At 43.0% G+C, this 20,151-nt stretch carries 16 protein-coding genes and 1 pseudogene; 3 read left to right on the top strand and 14 right to left on the bottom strand.

Translation table 11 applies throughout. The features are described from left to right. Positions 1-893 precede the first annotated feature (893 nt). Genes ABFV83_RS19135 through ABFV83_RS19125 form a run of 3 tightly spaced genes read right to left on the bottom strand, consistent with a single transcriptional unit; the run spans position 894 to position 2,936 of the window. Positions 894-2,210, bottom strand: a complete 1,317-nt coding sequence (locus tag ABFV83_RS19135; RefSeq protein WP_349946131.1) for a transposase — start codon at positions 2,208-2,210, stop codon at positions 894-896. Continuing rightward, the gene (locus ABFV83_RS19130) at positions 2,203-2,649 is read right to left on the bottom strand and encodes a transposase family protein (protein WP_349946130.1); all 447 of its coding nucleotides are present in this window, start codon (positions 2,647-2,649) and stop codon (positions 2,203-2,205) included. The genes ABFV83_RS19135 and ABFV83_RS19130 overlap by 8 nt, the downstream gene beginning before the upstream one ends. Before the next feature lie 23 nt (positions 2,650-2,672). After that, positions 2,673-2,936, bottom strand: coding sequence for a transposase (locus ABFV83_RS19125; RefSeq protein WP_349946129.1), 264 nt, complete (start codon positions 2,934-2,936; stop codon positions 2,673-2,675). 551 nt (positions 2,937-3,487) lie between these two features. Between ABFV83_RS19125 and ABFV83_RS19120 the strand changes: the two genes are divergently transcribed. Together ABFV83_RS19120 and ABFV83_RS19115 are read left to right on the top strand one after the other, a co-directional pair. Then, a complete protein-coding gene (locus ABFV83_RS19120) occupies positions 3,488-3,994 on the top strand; it encodes a CarD family transcriptional regulator (protein WP_349948952.1) in 507 nt (168 codons plus the stop codon). A 572-nt stretch (positions 3,995-4,566) separates the two neighbouring features. After that, positions 4,567-4,767: a cold-shock protein gene (locus tag ABFV83_RS19115; protein ID WP_349946128.1), complete on the top strand. Its 201-nt coding sequence runs from the start codon at positions 4,567-4,569 to the stop codon at positions 4,765-4,767. 225 nt (positions 4,768-4,992) lie between these two features. Here the strand turns inward: ABFV83_RS19115 and ABFV83_RS19110 are convergent, their stop codons facing one another. The 10 genes and pseudogenes from ABFV83_RS19110 to ABFV83_RS19065 form a co-directional block, all read right to left on the bottom strand. After that, positions 4,993-6,189 carry a dicarboxylate/amino acid:cation symporter gene (locus ABFV83_RS19110; RefSeq protein ID WP_349946127.1) on the bottom strand — a complete coding sequence of 399 codons (1,197 nt, stop codon included), beginning with the start codon at positions 6,187-6,189 and terminating at the stop codon, positions 4,993-4,995. Positions 6,190-6,191: 2 nt separating this feature from the next. Beyond that, positions 6,192-7,289: pseudogene (locus ABFV83_RS19105) on the bottom strand (L-serine ammonia-lyase, iron-sulfur-dependent, subunit alpha). Positions 7,290-7,601: 312 nt separating this feature from the next. Next, entirely contained in the window at positions 7,602-9,041 is a 1,440-nt protein-coding gene (locus ABFV83_RS19100; protein ID WP_349946125.1) for a carbon starvation CstA family protein, read from the bottom strand. A 144-nt stretch (positions 9,042-9,185) separates the two neighbouring features. Continuing rightward, entirely contained in the window at positions 9,186-9,929 is a 744-nt protein-coding gene (locus ABFV83_RS19095) for a LytTR family transcriptional regulator DNA-binding domain-containing protein (RefSeq protein WP_349946123.1), read from the bottom strand. Further along, positions 9,926-11,674 (bottom strand): LytS/YhcK type 5TM receptor domain-containing protein, encoded by a 1,749-nt coding sequence (locus ABFV83_RS19090; protein ID WP_349946121.1) that lies wholly within the window; start codon positions 11,672-11,674, stop codon positions 9,926-9,928. The genes ABFV83_RS19095 and ABFV83_RS19090 overlap by 4 nt, the downstream gene beginning before the upstream one ends. A 135-nt stretch (positions 11,675-11,809) precedes the next feature. After that, entirely contained in the window at positions 11,810-12,844 is a 1,035-nt protein-coding gene (locus ABFV83_RS19085; RefSeq protein ID WP_349946119.1) for a LacI family DNA-binding transcriptional regulator, read from the bottom strand. Between the two features lie 22 nt (positions 12,845-12,866). Then, positions 12,867-14,345 (bottom strand): 4-alpha-glucanotransferase, encoded by a 1,479-nt coding sequence (gene malQ / locus ABFV83_RS19080; RefSeq protein WP_349946118.1) that lies wholly within the window; start codon positions 14,343-14,345, stop codon positions 12,867-12,869. Between the two features lie 106 nt (positions 14,346-14,451). Further along, positions 14,452-15,321: a carbohydrate ABC transporter permease gene (locus tag ABFV83_RS19075; protein ID WP_349946116.1), complete on the bottom strand. Its 870-nt coding sequence runs from the start codon at positions 15,319-15,321 to the stop codon at positions 14,452-14,454. Then, positions 15,321-16,163 carry a sugar ABC transporter permease gene (locus tag ABFV83_RS19070; protein WP_349946114.1) on the bottom strand — a complete coding sequence of 281 codons (843 nt, stop codon included), beginning with the start codon at positions 16,161-16,163 and terminating at the stop codon, positions 15,321-15,323. The genes ABFV83_RS19075 and ABFV83_RS19070 overlap by 1 nt, the downstream gene beginning before the upstream one ends. A gap of 218 nt (positions 16,164-16,381) precedes the next feature. Continuing rightward, positions 16,382-17,776, bottom strand: a complete 1,395-nt coding sequence (locus ABFV83_RS19065) for an ABC transporter substrate-binding protein (RefSeq protein ID WP_349946112.1) — start codon at positions 17,774-17,776, stop codon at positions 16,382-16,384. A 477-nt stretch (positions 17,777-18,253) separates the two neighbouring features. Here ABFV83_RS19065 and ABFV83_RS19060 point away from each other — a divergent pair, with 477 nt between their 5' ends. After that, positions 18,254-19,006, top strand: coding sequence for an SIMPL domain-containing protein (locus ABFV83_RS19060; RefSeq protein WP_349946111.1), 753 nt, complete (start codon positions 18,254-18,256; stop codon positions 19,004-19,006). A 155-nt stretch (positions 19,007-19,161) separates the two neighbouring features. Here ABFV83_RS19060 and ABFV83_RS19055 read toward each other — a convergent pair whose 3' ends face one another. After that, positions 19,162-20,085 carry a mechanosensitive ion channel family protein gene (locus tag ABFV83_RS19055; RefSeq protein ID WP_349946109.1) on the bottom strand — a complete coding sequence of 308 codons (924 nt, stop codon included), beginning with the start codon at positions 20,083-20,085 and terminating at the stop codon, positions 19,162-19,164. Positions 20,086-20,151 lie beyond the last annotated feature (66 nt).

The following is a 20,151-nucleotide window of genomic DNA, read 5'->3' as shown; positions in this document are numbered from 1 at the left end:
TCAGAAACAATACATGCTACATGATCCTTTAATGGATCACCAGAAGCTTTTGTTTTCAGTAAATAATTCCGTGCTTCCTATCCATTATCAGTTTTTATTGTATAACTGTAACCTGCACGACGAAAAACTCAAGTATTAATTTCGATAAAAGCATTGAATTTTTAGCAATGAAAAAATTTTTGTCACTAACTCTCATATGACCAAATTTTTCAATAGACTGCTTTTGAATGTTGGTCTCCAGACTAATCTCAGCAATAATTTTTTTTAAATCAAAGATGGTGATTAATTTATTGCTATATTCAGCAATTCCAGTTGCTACACCTTCCTCACCTCCTGGTTGGTTTCTGATTCTAATAAAATATTAGTTTGAGTTAAACTTTTAGTCGTATTCCATAATTTAACCTCCTTTAATAATATTATTTGTCATAAAAATGCTATGCAGGGACAAAGTTACATTTATATTTAGCTTTAAATGGTGCAACCATCAAAATAATCATTACATCATTCTATCAACTAATATTTATGTAAAACTTTAATCAGTCTGAATATTCTATTGATTTCCTGTAAGGCCGGTCTCCCATTATGACCTCGTATGAATCATCAACTGCAATAATTCTACTTGTTAAAGGGATCTTATTTCCAGATAATCCCTTGAGATGTGCTCCCCTGACCCCTCCCTCTCAGATTTCTCGAAAAAACTCAAATATAGATGTTGTAACATATTAACTTAAATATATAATACACTAGCCGTTAACGCAAGAAATATAAATAAAATAATGTGGCTAATATTAGTTAACTGATAAAGCACTTCTGCTTTTGGAATAATTATTAAAATAATCAGATTAGTGTTTTTCACAGGCAAATAGTAAACGCACCATAGGTTCTTTCCAGAGTTAGTTGATTTGATAATAATATTCATTGAGAAGCAGCTTTGCTTTTAATAGCAAAAAGCTGTTTCTCCCATACATAATTCGTTTGATCAGCTTGATTTTATTCACACTTCCTTCAGCCAACCCATTATTATATTCAAAATCTATACCATTTTTTACTGCTGTAATATCATGTTTCAAACCATTAATATATGTATCCACCTCATCAATTTCTAATTGTTTTGCTTTTGTAATCCATGAATCCAATTCCTTACTTTGACGGGAAAATATAATACGATGAAATTCCCTAAGCAGCCAATAGATTTTTCCTAAGACAGGATATCTTTTAATTGCAGCTTCATATTGTTTAAGTGTTAACCCTTTTACACGTTCTAATTCCCTATAAATAAGCTGACAAAAGAACTTGCGTGGAATATATTCAACAGGCTCGTTTTCATTTTTTGATACGTTCTTTAAATGTGTTCTTTCTTTCTGCATAAACATTCTTAAAGAAGCAACCGTGCCTGTGTACCCATTTTTACAAATATGCTCATGAATTTTTTCATAAGTTATTCCATTTGAACGCATTTCAATGACTGTTTGCTCGTAAGGTGCCAATTTTCCTGGCCTCCTGCAATCGTAGTGTCCATTACTCAGTGGGCAGTCTTTTTTCAGATAGTTTTTTACCGTTAAGGTAGTATGACCAGTTAAATATGTGATTTTGTCAATTGCATTCCCCTGTGCATATAAAGTTCTGACTTCTTCAATTGCTTGCTGTTTATTTTGCATTTGCCTGATATGCTGACGTTCCCGGGCATTTTCCTTCGCTTCAGGGATTTTATCTTTTGGAATAGCAAGATATTTTCTTATCGTAGAGGATGATGAGTGCAAAAGCAAAGCAATATCAGCCGTCATATATCCTTCCTGACGCTTTTTATGTGCAAAATGGATTCTTTCTGTACGGTTTCTTGTATCATATAGCGCCTGCATTTCTGCATTCTGTGAAGTGGCAGATATCACCAATCTGGAAGGAAATAGACGGTACATATATTTTTGTACTGCATCCGATAGATTTTTCAACAGATGGAACCTGTCACTGATTTGAAGTGCATCTGGATGAGAATTCGTTGAAGCAGATGAATATGTTTGGGCTCCATCACGCGAAATAACCACTAAGTTAGGATAGGATTTTAGCCAATCCTCAACCTGTTTCGTTTCTCTTGAGTCGATAATATCAATAATTCTGTGTGTTTCTAAATCCACCATAACTGTGCCGTAAGTATATCTTTTTCGAAAAGCAAAATCGTCCACACAAACTTTTGTAACAGCAGATTTATCCACAAGGGAAGGCATTTTTTTTAATCAGATCACAGATGCTGCTTTTACTGGTTTTGACATAATCCGCTTTAAGTAAAGATGATGCATTTACTGAACTTAATTTAACAGATGTCACTAATATCTTTTCAACAAGACGTTTCGTTTTCTTTCCGTTAGGTACAACAAAATCAAAGCGTTCCGAAAAAGTTTTGTGACTGCACTCCGGATTATCACAGTATACCTTTCTTGTATCCAATAGTAGAATTGTTTGTTTCTCATGTAAAGGGATATCCTGAATTTCCCTTTGATAAACAGAATGTATTTTTGAAGATGCATTACCACAATAAGGGCAGATCAGTTTTTGCTTTGTGGAATAAACATGTAGAATTATCTTATCATTTTTAATTTTACAATCAATACATTCTAAAGAAGAATCCAATAGTTTTATAATTTTAGTCTCCATGTAATCACCGTCCTATAGAGTAATTATACATCTTTATTAATGTGAATACAACCAACTCTGGAAAGAACCGCACCATAGCCAGTCCCTTGACAAAATAACGGACGCCATTTCTGACGGTCTGAGCTACGGATTAGCTTTCCGCCATTCTGCTGGCAGGCCACTAGACCAGGGAAGCAGTCATTCATGCTCAGCTGGCCATCAATTTCCAGCTTCTTACTGGAACGTCCAAAGCGCTTCTGGTTTGCAATGGAAAGCTGTTCAATCAGAAGTTCCATGTTCCGGTTCATCTGGCTCACCCACTCCTGATTATGATAGCCTTATTATACTACACAGAGCAGGAAAAAGCGAATCTAAGGATTCGGAGGCATCAGCATTTTGACGAAACAGGACAGGTAGAAAAAAGAGTAGAAATGACTAAAAAATCAGGATATCCGGGACTATTATCCACAAGGAATCCGCTCTGCAAAAGAGGGATCAGGGCCAGGAGAAAAGTCCTTGTATTCTCTTGTGGATAAGTGTATTTATGAAAAAGAAATGCATTTTTTCTCCTCAGATAATTTCTCTGTTTTGCACAAACTCATAAAGGTCTCTTTGGCTGGATCTTCTTGATCCTTAATTCAATCTGTTCTACTGTCATATCTCATTCCTTTCTCCCGGTACTCCGGGAAACACTAAATAGGTTAGCGCATGATATAGTCGTAAACTTTGGGTAAAATTACCATATACATTTCATCTACAATTATGGTATGATATATACCAAATATGTAGTTTGCTTTACAGGGACGTAAGTCCAGTTTTAGTGAACCGCATTTTTTATTTTATTAGAAAGAGGTGAGATATTATAAACATAGGTGATATCATCATATACGGAAGTCATGGTATTTGTAAGGTTACCGGATTACAGGATATGTGCATGGATGAAAAAATCCGTCCATATTATGTACTCAAACCTATTTACCATACTGCCGCGACAGTATACGTTTCAGCTATAAGTAACAGAAGAAAAACTGAAATTCGCCACATTCTCTCTGCCGATGACATTTTCTCTCTAGTTAAGAAAATGTCGGATAAAGATTACATTTGGAATAAGGATAATCTTAAGCGTAAAGAATTATACAGGCAGATTCTTGCAGATGGTAACCATTCCGAACTTATAAAAATGATAAAAACTTTACGTTGGCACAAACAAGAGTTAAAAAACATAAATAAAAATAAGAAACTACAGAATTTCGATGAAGACTTTCTCAAGGATGCTGAAAAAACACTTTGCGAGGAATTTGCTTACGTGTTGAACATCAAGCGTGAAGAGGTTATTCCGTTTATCTATGAGCAGCAGAGAACCTAAATTTTACAGTTTATCAAATGCAAATCATTATCATTCCTTATTAGCGTGTCAAGACCACTTCAACTCCCATAAAAATCAACTACTGTTTTCATTATAATTATTCCCCAAAGATAAGATCTGTTTTAACGTAAAACGAACCTGAGTTTATAGTAAAAGGTAAAAAAATGTTATAATTACCAGTGAAGAGGCCACATAAGGTATCTGGCAGCTGGCTGAAACCTAACTAATCACCAGATACCTTTTAAACCTAATCTGCAATATTATTCAATAAATGATGTTTTCTTACCATCTTACTGAATTCGGATTATTATCCTGATTCCTTACCAAGTTCAGACTAGAACACCCTTCGCCTCGCGCTGTTCATTTATACCTTTTTGATAATTTTTCAATGGGGAACCTCTTTCCCAAGTTTTTCTTGACTTATTCAGACTATTGTGTTATATTAAATAAGTACTTTAATAAAGTCTTGATTTCGCATATATACGTAAGTCATTATTCTATTGATGATTTACTTATATATGCGATTTTTAGTTTTAGCAAATATAATTTTAATAATTAAGGAGGTATCTTTCATGAAAAAAGGTACAGTAAAATGGTTTAATGCACAAAAGGGATTTGGTTTTATCAGCGATGAGCAGGGTAACGAAATTTTCGTTCATTTCTCAGGTCTTGCTATGGACGGTTATAAGTCTTTAGACGATGGTCAGTCTGTAACATTTGATGTAACAGAAGGTAATCGTGGATTACAGGCCGTTAATGTTCAAACTGCATAAATCACGTGATAAAAAAGACTGCTTGTAAGTGGTCTTTTTTTATTTATGTCTTGCACCAACGGGAACCGCCTTATTCCAATCAATCTGAACAAGCTCACCACAAAAATAACAATTCTTACACAATCTGGTGCTATAAAAATAAACCTTGTTAATTATGCCGTAAAATAGTTTCAAATAACCCCTGCAGCCAGGAAACGGCTGCAGGGGTTATTTGGTAAATTATTTTTATGAAATTCCTGATTCTATTTTTTCTCGTTTTATTCCATGCTTTTCAGCGAATCCGGTCAGAATCATGGTCAATGCACCGTCACCGGTTACGTTGCAAGCTGTGCCGAAGCTGTCCTGCAATGCGAAAATGGTCAGCATAAGTGCCGTCCCGGTTTCACTGAAGCCTAAAACTCCTGTTATAAGACCAAGGGACGCCATCACGGTACCCCCTGGAACGCCTGGGGCGCCAATGGCAAATACACCTAATAAAATGCAGAACAACAACATGGTTCCGTAGGACGGAAAGGCTCCGTATAGTATTTTTGAGACAGTCAATACAAAGAATACCTCTGTTAAAACGGAGCCGCACAGATGAATGTTGGCAAACAGCGGAATGCCGAAATCCACCATATCATCACGTAAAGTAGGCTGAGACTTTTTTGCACAGCGGAGTGCTACGGCCAGGGTAGCGGCCGATGACATAGTACCTACTGCGGTGATATAAGCAGGTCCGTAATTTCTGATGACATCCATAGGATTCTTCCCGGAATAAATGCCGCCGATTGCATAAAGCAGTGCCAGCCAGATAAAATGGCCTACCATGACGATAAGGACAACCTGGAAGAATACCGGAAGCTGCCTAGTAATGGTTCCCTCGTAGGAGAGGGCACAGAAGGTAAATGCGATGAATACAGGCAGCATAGGGATAACAATTTTTGTTACAATGGAAAGCACAATTTCCTGAAATTCTTCCAATGCTTCGGTAATCACCTTTGCCTTTGTCCAGGTTGCGGCCAGACCCAGGAGAAGGGAAAATACCAATGCGCTCATTACCGGCATGATCTGCGGGATATCCAGCTGGAACACGATTCCAGGAAGTTCCTTGAGTCCGTTTACATCGGTAGTAATGGACAGATAAGGAATCATGACGTAGCCGGCCGTCATTGCAAAAAGCGCCGCTCCAATGGAAGATATATATGCAACAGTAACTGCTACGCCCAGCATTTTAGAAGCGTTATTGCCCAGCCTTGTAATCGAAGGGGCGATAAAGCCAATGATAATGAGAGGAACGCAGAATGTAATAACCTGATTTAATATGTATTTCACTGTCACGACAAAATTCATGACAGGTTCGCCTGCTACCTGTCCGATCAAGATCCCCAAAACAACCCCCAGAAGTAATTTAAAAGGTAAACTACTTATTATTTTTTTCATACCTATTCTCCTATCATGATTTTAATAATTTCCTCGTTGGTTTTCTTCATACCCTCTTTCCCTAATCTACCAACATTTTTTAGTGTGGCCTCCACACCTTTGGTAACGATGCCGTCACCATCAAGAAACTGCTGCCCCCGCCCCTGCATTAACCGCCCCGCAATAAGCGGATAATCTGCCGATGGGCGTTTTCTGATGAATTGCAGCCAGATTGTATAAAGCCAGGGCCCGGTACATTCTTTCCTCGCTGACCTTTTGCTCTTTTGCATATACAATGACAGGTACGGAAACTGTAATCCCCTGATTACCGCTTCCTGAATTAATTATGACCGGCAATTCACAGCCATTCATGCGGGCATCCGAACCAGCTGCCGCCATAGCCTTTGCCTTCACAGCAACATCATTCCCGGACGTCCATAAAAGAACCTTGCCGATATTAGCCCCATAACTGCACCTAAGCCCTTCCTCAGCAATAGCCCAGTTATATTGAATCTGCCGGTCCAGGATTTCCTTGATATCCGAGATGTCTACTGTATTGATAAAGTCCCAGATATCCTCCATATTGAGTAAACCCCGGTCGGTCAATGGCTGTTCTTCCATCGATGCTTCCCGTTGTTTCAATATGTTTCCGTCCTTCCCAATGAGAACGATATTGGTATGGAAATTGGCAATGCGAACTTTACTGTAAGAAGAGTCTTTATACAGAGTGACTATAATGTCAAAGGTAAATCCGTCTTTAATGTGCTCTATCCTGACCTCCGTTTCTTCCATAAATTCTTTCATCTGCATGATCTGTTCCTGCATTACCGCGCCAATGACCTCCAGCTCTTTCTCTGGCTTCCCTGCCACGATACCCGCTGTCACTGCAGCAGAAATATGCCCTTTAAATGGCCTGTGTTAGGAACAATCACAGATTTCACATTTTTGATGATGCTTCCGCTTACCCCTACTACCACTCTGTCTGGCAGTTCCCCCAGCGTTCTTCTTGCCACGGCAGCAGCATAGGCCAAAGCGACCGGTTCGGTACAGCCCATGGCAGGAATAAGCTCTTCTCTCAATATCTGCACAAAGGCACCATATTTTATATCTGCCTTTTCCATACTAACTTTAAGTCCTTTCTGCAATATCATTGATCTTCCGGAAAATACATACCAATATGTACGGATTTCTAAGTAACTCTAATGTACCATAAAAACACATGTATGTATAATTTAATTATTTTATGATAATGTTTAATATTTTTAAATCAATGAAAGAAAGGGTAAGCCGTATCTTTGCCAAGGACACGATAAAAGAGGGCTATCATGGAGTCTTTCTACTGAATATTAAAAGGAGAGCTTATTCAAGATGCAAATTTCTCTGCTCTTAAATAAGCTCGCATGGAATTTTTAATTCTCAAACCCCTTAAAAAATTATGCTGTGGCCTCTTCCTCTTCTGAGGCAGCGGAAGCATTCTTACCTTTACCAAGAACACAGGTATAAACGAAAGCTCCAAAGCATACTGCGGCGAACAGAATACCAGCCGGATAAGCAATTCCGGTGGAAAGCTGGAACCCTTCTTTCGCAATCAGGATGTAAGTAAAGGATACTGCGGACATAAAAGTTGCCGGAAGCACTGTGATCCAGTAAAAACGTTTCCTCCGGTATAAATACACGCTTGCGGACCAGAGTGCAATCATTGCCAGAGTCTGGTTGCTCCAGGAGAAGTACCTCCATACGATTTGTACATCAAACTGGGTCAGTATGGCACCGACTGTCAACAGGGGGATTGTAAGAATCAAGCGGTTTTTTACAGGCTTCTGGTCCATCTGGAACCAGTCGGCCAGCGTCAGCCTGGCACTTCTATAGGCGGTATCCGCAGAAGAAATTGGGCAGGCGATGACTCCGATCATAGCGATGACCGCACCCACCGGCCCCAAAAGTTTGAAGCAGATTTCATAAACTACGCTGGATTGTCCGTTGCCTATTGCTGTTAAAAGCCCGCCTGTACCGTTGTAAAATGCAACACCTGCAGCCGCCCAGATTAAAGCGATCACACCTTCTGCCACCATTGCTCCATAAAATACCTTGCGGCCATCCTTTTCATTGGTAAGGCAGCGGGCCATAAGCGGAGACTGGGTTGCATGAAAGCCGGAAATCGCGCCGCATGCAACAGATATGAACATGGTCGGCCAGATGGGAGTTCCTGATGGATGAAGATTTGATAAGGTGATTTCAGGAATATGGTAACCCTTAAAAAGAATGGCACCTCCTACCCCCAGCGCCATAACAATCAGGCAAATGCCGAAAAACGGGTAAATCTTGCCGATAACCTTATCGATAGGAACAAAAGTCGCAATAAAATAGTAAATCAATACTACCACAAGCCAAAAGCGGGAATCAAGTACATCCGGAGTCAGCATGGCTAACAGATTTGCGGGACCGGTTGAAAAAGCAACCCCGACCAGAACCAGAAGGACCACCGAGAACACACGCATGACCTGCTTCATGGTATTTCCTAAGTATGTACCCGTAAGCTCAGAAACACTGGCTCCTTTATGGCGCATGGACATCATGCCAACCATATAATCATGGACGCCCCCTCCTAAAAGAGTACCAAAGGTGATCCAAAGGAATACGCTGGGACCCCAGCAGGCTCCGGCCAGAGCACCGAAAATTGGCCCCAGGCCTGCAATGTTTAAAAGCTGGATCAGAAAAATCCTGGGCGTTCCCATTGGTACATAATCACTCCCGTCTGTCATGGTCAGAGCAGGAGTTTTTCTGTCATCCGGGCCAAAAACCTTTTCAGTCACCTTGCTGTAGATTAAGAAACCGATGATCAGCAGTGCCAGACACACAAAGAAACTTATCATATTCATACCTCCTGTAAAATATTATGAAAACCATTCTTATTACCAATTATACAATAATATGCATAAAAATAAACGTTTTTTGCATGAACGGAAGTGCTAAATGCACAAAAAGCAGAATGGGTGTCATAAACAGGATGAATAAATTTAAATCCCGATGAGCTGTCTTAAATGTTTGACTTTTTCCCTGCCTACAGGAAGGATATTCTGTTCAAATCCCTGCATCTTGACCGCCATACTGTTTCCGGCCCAGGGAAACATTTCTGCGATGTGGTTTAAATTGACCAGATAGCTTTTATGGATGCGGCAGAAGCCGTAAGGCACCAGACGCTTTTCATATTCTCCCAGCAGCTGGTTTTCCGTGTAATCCTTTGAGACGGTATGTATGATACAGCTTCTTAAGCAGGTTTCAATATAGACGATCTGGCTGATATCTAACAGTATGATGGTACGGTTCACGCAGATGGGCATCCGGTTGGCTGAAAAAGACGGGATCCTGTCTTCCTCCGTGAACTTTTCTTTTTGCGCCCTGGCCAGATCCCGGCTGCATTTTTCAAGGACCCGCCGTACTCTTACCAGTTCAAAGGGTTTAAGGATGTAATCACTTACCCCCAGTTCAAATGCCTTCACCGCATATTGGGAGTAGGCCGTGGCAAAAACAATCTGGGTCTCCGGCAGCATGCGCTTTACCACCGATGCCAGCGTAGTTCCTTCCATATCATTTAAGTCAATGTCCAAAAACATGAGATCAAAGGATTCCTCCTCAAGAAGTTCCAGGGCGGCAGCTCCGCTGTCTGCCTCTTTGATCAGGCTGTCCGGCAAAATGGATAAGATCTGGTGGATCAGCTCTTTTCGGGCAGGACGTTCGTCATCGATTACTGCAATTTTCATGAAGGTTCCTCCATTCCATTGTTTTTTTGCCAAGTGGTTACAGCAAGCTCATCAATATATCTGGATTCTGAAATCGCCTCAGGAATCAGAAAAAAGACCTTGGAGCCATTTTCTGAGCTTTGAATGTGAAGTCCCTTATCCTGTCCGTAGATGCTCATTAACCGCTTATGTACATTCTCCAGGCCTACTCCACCATAGCGCTCTCCTGCATACAATCGTGTAAGGACCTCCTGGGGGAATCCGGTCCCATGGTCGGAAACCGCTATTTCGACCCAGCCGCTGCCGGTATGGGCGTGAATAGACACCAGTCGGTTTCCTATTTGATCGGCACCGTAACGAATGGCATTTTCCACCAGGGGCTGGAGAATGAAGGCGGGAACCATGCAGTTTAAATCCTCTTCCACATCGATTTCCACACATAGCTTTTCTTCAAACCTGGCTTTTTCAAGGTCCAGATAGCTTGAGATGTGATAAAGTTCCGTGTGTAAGTTCAGCATATACTGGTCATTTTCCAGAGTCTGCCGGTAGTAGGTGGAGAGGGATCGGAGAAGTTCCCTTGCCCTATCCGTATTCTCCCGGCTGACATAAGAAATGGTATTAAGTGCATTGTATAAAAAATGGGGATTTACCTGAGATTGCAAAGCCTTAAATTCCGCTTTGCGCCGCAGCTTTTTCTGGTATTCCAGATAAGATAGCTCTAACTGGGTAGAGAAAAGCCTGGCCAGTTCAGAAGCAAAACTTAAGTCTGATTGTGAACTGTGCCAGTGCTTTTTGACTACCATAGTCAGGCTGCCGATAAGATGGTCCATTTCGATCATGGGAGCAGCTACGATCATGTGGTTTTTTAAAATAGGATAGAAAGGGTCTTCTTTTTCTGCATGATCAAAAATGGTGGGCTTACGGTCATGAAGAGACGCCAGGATAGGAGCCAGGATGGAATCTCCCTTTAGGGCGCATAAGCCTGCATCGGATTTCATAGCCAGGATCTTCTGGGTATCCGTGATCAATATAGCGGCACAGGAAGTAGAGCGGTAAATGATCTCCGCAGCAGCCTCCACATCTGCTTTGCTGTATAAACCCTTGCGCAGATGGGGCAGGCTTTTCTCTACAATTCCCAATGCCAGACGCATTTTTTCGGCAAACTGGCTGTCTTCCTCCATGAATACCATGTTAAAGGTTCCTAAAAAGACGATCATGCCCAGAGCATTCATGATGATCATAGGAAATGCGATCACCCTCACCAGCTGCATGGCCGCCTGAAAAGGCCTTGAAATCAGGAGTATGATTGCCATTTGCCCCATTTCAACAATTGCGGTGATCAGGAAGATCCCGGTACCTCTTATTTTCCCCATTTTGAACCGGCGGGAAAATATGCAGCCTGCCAGGCCTTCCATCAGGGTAGACAAGGCACAGGAAAGGGCAGTAAAGCCCCCAATATCAAAAAAGTAACGGTGAAGTCCTCCGATCAGAGCCGCCCCCATACCGACCCAGGGGCCTCCTAACAGACCGGCCGCCAATACACCGATCACGCGAGTGTTAACGATTGCTCCCTGTTCCCGCACGCCCGTATAGGTGGAAATAATGCTGACCAGACCGAATATGGCTGACAGAGTTACCGTACAGCCGACGGAATTTTTATCGTACAGAAGCATGCTGCGTACGATGGGTATTTTAGTCAGCAAAGTGGCGATGAGCACCAGGAGGCCAATATTTAGCAGAAGACTGAAAAACATGGTATCAGGCATAGAATAATCCCTCCTTGATCGAATATGAGATATTAATAATAATTATATCAAATAATGCGTAAAAATGAAGCATTAATGATATAGTTTCTCATAATGTTGCATTTGATCTGGAGGGATTGTTTCCGATATGTGAAATTACTTGATCCTTCTTGTGGACTCTCCTTCAATTAACTCGGCTTTAAATACCTTTTTCTGATGCTCTGCTTTGTTTTTGATCACATCGAATAAGATTTTAATGGTGGCCTTTGCCATCTCTTCTACCGGCTGGCGGATGGTGGTGATGGAGGGGTTATAATAGCGGGCGATATCAAGGCCGTCATAGCCGGCCACACAATAGTCTTCCGGTATCCGCATGCCACGCTCAAAGATGGCTTTGCATGCACCGATGGCAATGCTGTCTGAGATCGCGTAAACAGCCGTAAATTCCGGCTTTTCATTCAGAACACGGTTCATCATCCGATACCCGTTGTCCATGGTATAGCATTCCTCACATTCCTCTGAGAATATGATCAGGGATGGGGAAGGAGTGATGCCGTTGTCTGAAAGGGCCTTTTTGTATCCTTCCAGACGGAGGCGTCCGATGCTCTCATCATCAGAAGCGGCGGTCAGGATAAGGATCTTTTTATGGCCAAGTTTACATAAATAATCCGTCATCTTATAGCTTTCAGCATAGTCATCTACGGATACGCAGGAAAAATCAGGAGATTCGCCTAAGTACTCTGTCATTCCGATGGTACTTAGCACATAAGGAACAGTAAGCTGCTCAAGCTCTTCCATGCTGTGGGAAAAATATCCCCCAAGGAATACGATTCCCCTTGGTTTCTTTTCCTTGATCAGTTCCAAAGCCACATCCACTTCATCTTCCTGTTCATCGACCCGCTGCAGGATGAATGAGTATTTCTTTTTCTGGATCTCCTCCTCAAAGATACGGATCATTTTGCTGAAAAAGGGATTACCGATTCCTTTGATCAGTACCGCAATGGCCCTGGAATCAGTACGTTTTAAATTCCGCGCGCTGTTATTGGGAATATAGTTGTTTTCCTTAATCACCTGCATGATCATGCTCTTTGTCTCTGGATTGATATCCGGATGGTCGTTGATGGCCCGGGATACGGTGCTCACTCCCACCCCGCATAATCTGGCTATATCCTTAATATTAATGGAGTCCATCAGAAATACTCATCTCCTTTCATCATGCCCTGCCGTAAAGCCTGGCAATTTTTCTGCATTTTTCTGCAAGCTCTTCTGTTATTTCTCCGGAAACCATACGCCATCTCCAGTTCTTCCCAAGAGTGGAAGGTACATTGATCCTGGCTTCCCCGCCAAGACCCAGATAATCCTGAACCGGTATCACTGCCAGTCTGGCAACACTTGCCAGTGCCAGGCGGATAAAATCCCAGTGGATCTCTTCTCGAGGCGTTCTTTCGTTATTCATATAGTCAATGGAAAGCTGACGGTCATCTGAAGATAAGTCTTCATACCATCCACTGATGGTATTATTATCATGGGTTCCCGTATATACCACGCAGTTCTGCGTATAGTTATGAGGCAGATAATCACTTTCCTCTCTGGAATCAAAAGCAAACTCCAGCACCTTCATGCCTGGGAATCCCGTGTCTTTTACCAGCTTTAAAACCGATGAGGTCAAAAATCCAAGGTCTTCCGCTATGATATCAAAGGTCCCGAATTTCTCCCGCATCTTGTTAAAAATATCAATTCCAGGCCCTTTTTTCCAGGCACCGTGGATGGCATTCTCGCTTCCTGCAGGAATGGTATAGTACTCATCAAAACCGCGGAAATGATCCACCCTCACCACATCGTAAAGGCGGAAGCTGTATTCCATCCGCTTCATCCACCACTCGTAGCCCGTCTTTCCATGGTAATCCCAGCGGTAAAGGGGATTTCCCCATAACTGTCCGGTAGCGGAAAATCCATCCGGCGGACAGCCTGCCACCGCAACAGGTTCACAGTTTTCATCAAACTGGAACAGCTCCGGATGAAACCAGGAATCCGCACTGTCAAATGCCACATAGATAGGCATGTCGCCGATGATCCTGATGCCCTGTTTTCCTGCATAGGACTTTAACCGGCTCCACTGCTCTTCAAACTTCATCTGAAGGAAACCATAAAATCCGATCTCATCTGACAGCTTCTTTTCATACCGGGAGACTGCCTCTTCCTTTCTGAGACGGATATCCTCATCCCAGCAGATCCAGCTTTTTCCCTTAAAATGATCCTTAACTGCCATGTAAAAGCAGTATCCGGCCGTTTCCTCTCCAAGAAGCTTTTCCGGCTCATCTGACGTATGTCCCTGCTCTTTCCATCGTCCATAAGCCTTTCTTAGCAGAGGAAAACGGTTATAATACATTTTCTCATAGTCAATATCTCTCGGATCATCTCCAAAATCCACTGCCTCGCATTCCGCTATGGTAAGCAGTCCCTCAGCAACCAGTTCATCCAGATCAATAAAATAGGGATTTCCCGCAAATGCGGAAAATGACTGGTAAGGAGAATCCCCATAGCCGGTGGGCCCCAGAGGGAGTATCTGCCAATACTGCTGACCTGCTTTTTTTAATAGATCAATAAATTCATATGCCTCTTTTGAAAATGCCCCGATCCCGTATTTTGACGGTAGGCTTGCAACCGGGAGCAACATACCACATTCCCGCATAATCAGTCTCCTTTTTCTGTTTATTTCCGCAAGCAATGAGCCAGGCGCAGGGAGACTTGCATTCCTGCATCCGGCGAATGCTGCAGGGACCAAATACTCTGTAATTTTAGCCCTTCACCGCACCTGCAGCTACGCCCTTTATGATATATTTCTGACAACTTAAATAAAATACAATGATAGGAAAAATCGCCAGAACCAGCATTGCCATCATGGCTCCCATATCGATGGAACCATATCCGCCCTTAAGATTCTGGATGACCATTGGTATTGTACCTTTTTCCTGGGGAAGAATCAAGCTTGGAAGTAAATAATCGTTCCATATCCACATGGCATTTAAGATGGCAACGGTCACTGCCGTGGGCCTCAACATAGGGAATACCACATGAAAATAAGTCTGAATGGGAGAACAGCCGTCGATCATAGCCGCCTCCTCGATTTCGAGGGGAATTGCCTTTACAAAGCCGCAGAATAAAAATACCGCCTGCCCGGATCCAAAGCCCAGGTAAAGAAGCACAAGACCATACATGGAGTTTAAATATAAGTCATTGGCTGTCTTTGACATGGTGAACATAACCATCTGAAACGGCACGATCATTGCAAATACAAAGACATAGTACAAGACGTTTGTAAATGCAGATTTCACTCTGATTATAAACCAGGCCGTCATGGAGGTGAACAGGATGATCACTGCCACAGAAGCTACCGTAATAAACAAAGACCTGCCAAAAGCCGGGAAAAGCCCTGTTTTCCGGATGCCTTCCACATAGTTGGTAAGTCCCACAAAGGTGCCTGCCTTTGGAAGCTGAAACGGTGCATCGCTGATGAACAGCTTGCTCTTAAAGGAGTTCATGAAAACCAGGACAATGGGGAACAAAAATGTCAGGGAAAGGACCGCCAAAACAGCCGTTAAAAACGCTCCCGTGGTTTTTCCTACTTCCATCTGCTGAATTTCTGTGTTTTTTCCCTTTCTGCTCATCAGTTTTCCACCTCCTTACGCCTTGTTAATGTAAGCTGGGTCAAAGATATGACCGCAACCATAAGAAAGAACACCGTGGCCTTTGCCTGGCCTACCCCTTCCCAGCCAACTCTGCCGTAAAAGGTATTGTAAATATCAAGGGCCAGCATGCTGGTCTGCCTTCCAGGCCCGCCTGCCGTCAGCGCAAGGTTCTGGTCAAACAGCTTAAAGGAATTTGTCAGGGTCAGAAACAGACAGATGGTAAAGGACGGCATGACCATGGGCATCATGATACGCTTTAATATCTGGGATCCGGTAGCCCCGTCGATCCTTGCGGCCTCAATCAGCTCTCCAGGAACATTTTGAAGTCCGGCAATGTAAATAATCATCATATACCCGATCAGCTGCCAGTTCATTAAGATCACCAGGCCCCAAAAGCCGTACTTAGCGCTGAAAGAAAGGGTAACGCCAAACTTTGCAAGAATTCCGTTTAACAGAAGCTGCCAGATATAACCCAGCACAATGCCTCCGATTAAGTTTGGCATGAAAAATACAGTCCGGAAGAGGTTGGTTCCCTTAATTCCTCTTGTGAGGACATAGGCCAGCAGAAATCCCAGGGTATTAATGGTCACAACTGACACAAGGGTAAACTTCACGGTAAATACCAGTGCATTGATAAAATTCCTGTCCAAAAATATTTTTTTATAATTTGATATCCCTACCCAGGATGCATCCTTTACCGTAGTGAATTCTGTAAAGGATAAATAAATGCCCATGATAAACGGGTACAGGAATGCAATGGTAAATGCAGTCAGTGTGGGAAGAACAAATATTGGGAAGTACCGTTTCATTGACTTTTGCATAGCAGTTCTCCTTTCTTTATTACTGTCCATGTTATTGAACAGGGCCCGCCCCGCTTTACAGCGTGCCCCGTATCATCGGGCATCGGGCGTAAAGATATACCCGCAGGGTATTCTGTAAAACCCCTCAGTGATCCGAGGGTAATTGAATTTCTTGTATAAAAATGGGTGAGGCATTTCCCCCGCGCTCACCCATTTCCTTTAAAACTATTTTAACTCTTTTATTTTGTCATGGATTTTTCATTTGCCCAGTCGGCCTTCATCTCATCCACTACTGCCTTCCACTCCTTGCCTCCCTGAGCGTACTCAAGAAGAGATGCTCCGAAGTTATCCTTAAAGGTCTGGCTTGGGAAGGAGGTAAAGTTCCAGGATACAGAATATAAGTCCTTGTTGTTCATATACCGGTCGATCTCTTTTGCCAGAGGATCAGTTGGTTTTTCATCTGCTGCAAAGGTATCAAATGGAGCGATAAAGCCCAGCTTGTTGGTCACATAATCTTTTCCTGTGCTGGAAGTAAAGAGCCACTCCAGGAAATCGAGAGATGCCTGTTGGTTCTCTTCTGCTGCCTGGCCGTTGATGGAGAAGAAGTTTTCCGTACCAATGCAAAGTCCCTGCTTTTCTTCACCGTTCACACCGGTATAGATAGGAAGGAATTTCACATCCTCTTCCTTTACCGTGTTTCCTTCAACACCGGACACCTGTCCCCAGCCCCAGTTTCCGTTCTGAACCATGGCAACCTTGCCCAGAGCAAATTCCGCCATGGAATCCTCAACGGTCTTTGCGCCTACCATCTTTGGATCTGTACAGGAGTTGTTAATGTATAAGTCAAAAATGTTCTTGTAGTCGTCTGCATACTTAAAGTCAAGAGCATCTTTATCGGATACGTTGTCATCCTTATATTCATAGTAAACCGGAAGGTTTGCCAGATGGGTCTGCCATCTCCAGTCCTCGCCAGGAGCAAAGGAGGTGGAAGCAAACACGCCTTCGATTCCAAGGTCTGCTTTTCTTGCCTGCATATCTTCTGCAACTGCTTTAAGAGAAGCAAAGTTATTGATCTCATCCATGGATTTTGCTTTTGCACCGTCAAGAGCAAAGTACTTCTGCATGATGGCATCATTATATATAATTCCATATCCTTCCACTACGTAAGGAATGCCGTAAACTCCATCTCCGTCCTTTACTGCCATATCCTTATCAACCAGATGTCCGTAGATCGCGGAATCCTTTAAATCCTTGCAGTATTTTGCCCAGGACTTATAGCCGATCGGTCCGTTGATCTGGAACAGTGTCGGCGGTTCCTTTTTTGCTACCTCTGATTTTAAGGTCTGCTCATAGGTACCTGCTGCCGCTGTCTGTACCTTCATAGGTACGCCGGTTTCCTCGGTATACTTCGCCGCAAGTTCCACCCATGTGTCTGCAACCTCCGGTTTAAAATTCAGATAATAAACCTGCCCTTTGGCTTCTGCTGTATCTCCGGCTTTAGCAGTGGTTTCCCCTGCCTCGGTCTTCTGCTCTGTCCCCGTTGTTTCCGTCGCCTTGTTGGAAGAACATCCCACAAGTGTTCCTGCCGCCATTGCCGCAGCCAGCGTAAGTACTGCCAGTTTCCTAAGTTTCATAATATCCTCCTTCCGTGCATATGCACCCTCCGGTTGATGGATCTGATGAATCGTCCGCTCAACCCCCAATTTTTTTCCTGCATGCCTTCCATACAGAAACTTGTTGCACCTGCTTATTCCCAGGCTTTATCTATCCTGGTCATTGAATACACCGGTTCTGGTAACGATATCGGTAACGTTTCCAATAACCTTATGGCTATAAGATAACATAATGCACAAAAAAATGCAATAGATTTAGCCAAAATTTTGTTTTTCGTTAATCTATTGAATTTTTGTTTCTTTCTTTGTGCACATTGCATAGCTTATTCCTTTTCATCAGCTTATTCTCATTATCTTTTAGCCCTTATATCCATATTTTTCCATAGTCAGATTTTTGTAAATAAAACCTAGGAAATTTGACTGGAATGTTAAGAGAAAAGAAATACTAATTCCTTAATTTTCCTGTAGAATATAAAATATAAAAAGGAGGAACTATTTATGAGAAAAATGAATAAACCACTGGCAGCCACTCTCGTTGCTGCAGCCGTACTAAGCATGACCGCATGTGCCCAGACAGGAACCGCTTCCGTACCAGGAAACAATGTGACCACCATAAGCAATGTGGATACCAATACCATACAGGTAAACAGCACAGAGGGCGTAAAAGTGGTTCCCGATATGGCCCAGGTCAATTTTGCAGTGCTCTCCCAGGCCGGAGACCCAAAGGCCTGCCAGGAAAACAACAGCGCAGATACAAGCAGTGTCATAACATTTTTGAAAAATTCCGGCATCGATGAAAAATCCATTCAGACTTCCAGCTACGGCCTTGAGCCAATGTATGACTGGAACAATACCGGCCAGCAGATCACCGGATATCAGATGCGCACAAGCATTACCGTATCCGACCTTCCCATTGACCAGGTGGGCACCATGCTTTCTTCCAGCGTAGAAGCAGGCATTAACTGCATTGACAGCGTAAACTATCTTTCCAGCAAATACGATGATAACTACAAGGAAGCCCTTAAAAAGGCCGTTGATGCAGCCAAAGTCAAGGCAGAGGCAATTGCAGCTGCCAGCGGAGTCACCCTGGATGGAATCGCTCACATCGAAGAGCTTAATTCCTACCCGAATATCAGGTACTCCTCTTCCGTAGCAACGGAAGATATCTCAGCAGCAGCCAAATCCGTGGTTGTGGAGCCAGGACAGATCGGCGTAGAAGCCCAGGTAACCGTGACCTTCCGGGTAAAGTAATAAACGAAGAGGCACCAGGCTTTAAAGGAACCGCCGTAAGCATTCTAGTAAAAAACAGTGTAATAATGAATCTTAATTAATTGAAAGTGCACCGGCTGTTAGACGAAATCATATCTAACCTCCGGTGCACTTCACTATTTTAAAGCTCATTTGTATCAGGAATGGCGATCCTCCATCTGCACCTCCATCCGGCTGTAAGGAATCTCAATTCCGGCCTCTTCAAATCCAAGCTTCACCTTTTCTAATATCTCCCACCTGGCCGGCCAGTAATCGTCCAGGGAGGTCCAGCCCCGGCCTCCGATGGTAACTGCATTTTCCGTTAAATCACTGACAAAGGTTTCTATGGGTTCTTCTTTTAAGATTCCATTCTGGCTGCGGAAAATGTTTTCCAAAATTTCCTTTGCCTTCTTTAAATCTGAATGATACCCGATCCCCACTAAAACATCCAGCCGTCTCTTATCCATGGCTGTCACGTTGGTAAGGGGAGAATTGGAAAGGGTCCCGTTGGGAATGACCACCTGCTTATTATCGCCTGTGTTCAAAACAGTGTACACAAGCCCGATGGTACGGACCGTACCTTCTCCATCCTTCGATACGATATAGTCCCCTACCCGGAACGGCTTCATAAGAAGGATCAGCACCCCGCCCGCAAAATTGGCCAGGCTTCCCTGGACTGCCAGACCCACGGCTATACTTGCAGATCCCAGCAAAGCCACAATGGAAGCCGAATTCACCCCGATCTGCCCTGCTATGATAAAAGCCAGCAGGCAGTACATGACGGCGTTTAAAACGGACAGAAGGAACTTTCTTAAGCTGACCTCCATATCCACTCTCTTAAATGAGCGGTTCAGCATATTGCGCAGGACTTTAATGATCCTGGAGCCAATGAAAAAAATCACCAGAGCAATTAAAAGCTTTATCCCAAATGCAATCAGCTCGGGGGCCCAGCCCTTTAAGGTTTCCAGCATAACATTAGGCTTTAGCTGGTTTAAGTTTTCCTGTACCTCCTGCTGGAGATCCGCCAGGGACTCTCCCGGAAGCACACCGGGAAGCACATCGGAAACCATATGGAATATCATTTAAAAACCTCCTGATCCTTTTAATTTTTAAGACCAATGAATCATCCGGATATGCAGGCATATCCC

The sequence above is a fragment of the Lacrimispora sp. BS-2 genome (assembly GCF_040207125.1).
In the GTDB taxonomy this organism is placed as follows: Bacteria; Bacillota; Clostridia; order Lachnospirales; family Lachnospiraceae; genus Lacrimispora.
Note: the sequence above shows the minus strand (reverse complement) of the source record. Positions and strands in the feature narration are given on the sequence as shown.

Coding starts and splice junctions, on each gene's coding strand:
- ABFV83_RS19060 (WP_349946111.1), top strand. CDS start 18,254: ATGAGAAAAATGAATAAACCACTGGCAGCCACTCTCGTTGCTGCAGCC.
- ABFV83_RS19110 (WP_349946127.1), bottom strand. CDS start 6,189: ATGAAAAAAATAATAAGTAGTTTACCTTTTAAATTACTTCTGGGGGTT.
- ABFV83_RS19100 (WP_349946125.1), bottom strand. CDS start 9,041: ATGATAAGTTTCTTTGTGTGTCTGGCACTGCTGATCATCGGTTTCTTA.
- ABFV83_RS19095 (WP_349946123.1), bottom strand. CDS start 9,929: ATGAAAATTGCAGTAATCGATGACGAACGTCCTGCCCGAAAAGAGCTG.
- ABFV83_RS19070 (WP_349946114.1), bottom strand. CDS start 16,163: ATGCAAAAGTCAATGAAACGGTACTTCCCAATATTTGTTCTTCCCACA.
- ABFV83_RS19085 (WP_349946119.1), bottom strand. CDS start 12,844: ATGGACTCCATTAATATTAAGGATATAGCCAGATTATGCGGGGTGGGA.
- ABFV83_RS19055 (WP_349946109.1), bottom strand. CDS start 20,085: ATGATATTCCATATGGTTTCCGATGTGCTTCCCGGTGTGCTTCCGGGA.
- ABFV83_RS19130 (WP_349946130.1), bottom strand. CDS start 2,649: ATGGAGACTAAAATTATAAAACTATTGGATTCTTCTTTAGAATGTATT.
- ABFV83_RS19125 (WP_349946129.1), bottom strand. CDS start 2,936: ATGAACCGGAACATGGAACTTCTGATTGAACAGCTTTCCATTGCAAAC.
- ABFV83_RS19065 (WP_349946112.1), bottom strand. CDS start 17,776: ATGAAACTTAGGAAACTGGCAGTACTTACGCTGGCTGCGGCAATGGCG.
- malQ (WP_349946118.1), bottom strand. CDS start 14,345: ATGCGGGAATGTGGTATGTTGCTCCCGGTTGCAAGCCTACCGTCAAAA.
- ABFV83_RS19090 (WP_349946121.1), bottom strand. CDS start 11,674: ATGCCTGATACCATGTTTTTCAGTCTTCTGCTAAATATTGGCCTCCTG.
- ABFV83_RS19075 (WP_349946116.1), bottom strand. CDS start 15,321: ATGAGCAGAAAGGGAAAAAACACAGAAATTCAGCAGATGGAAGTAGGA.
- ABFV83_RS19115 (WP_349946128.1), top strand. CDS start 4,567: ATGAAAAAAGGTACAGTAAAATGGTTTAATGCACAAAAGGGATTTGGT.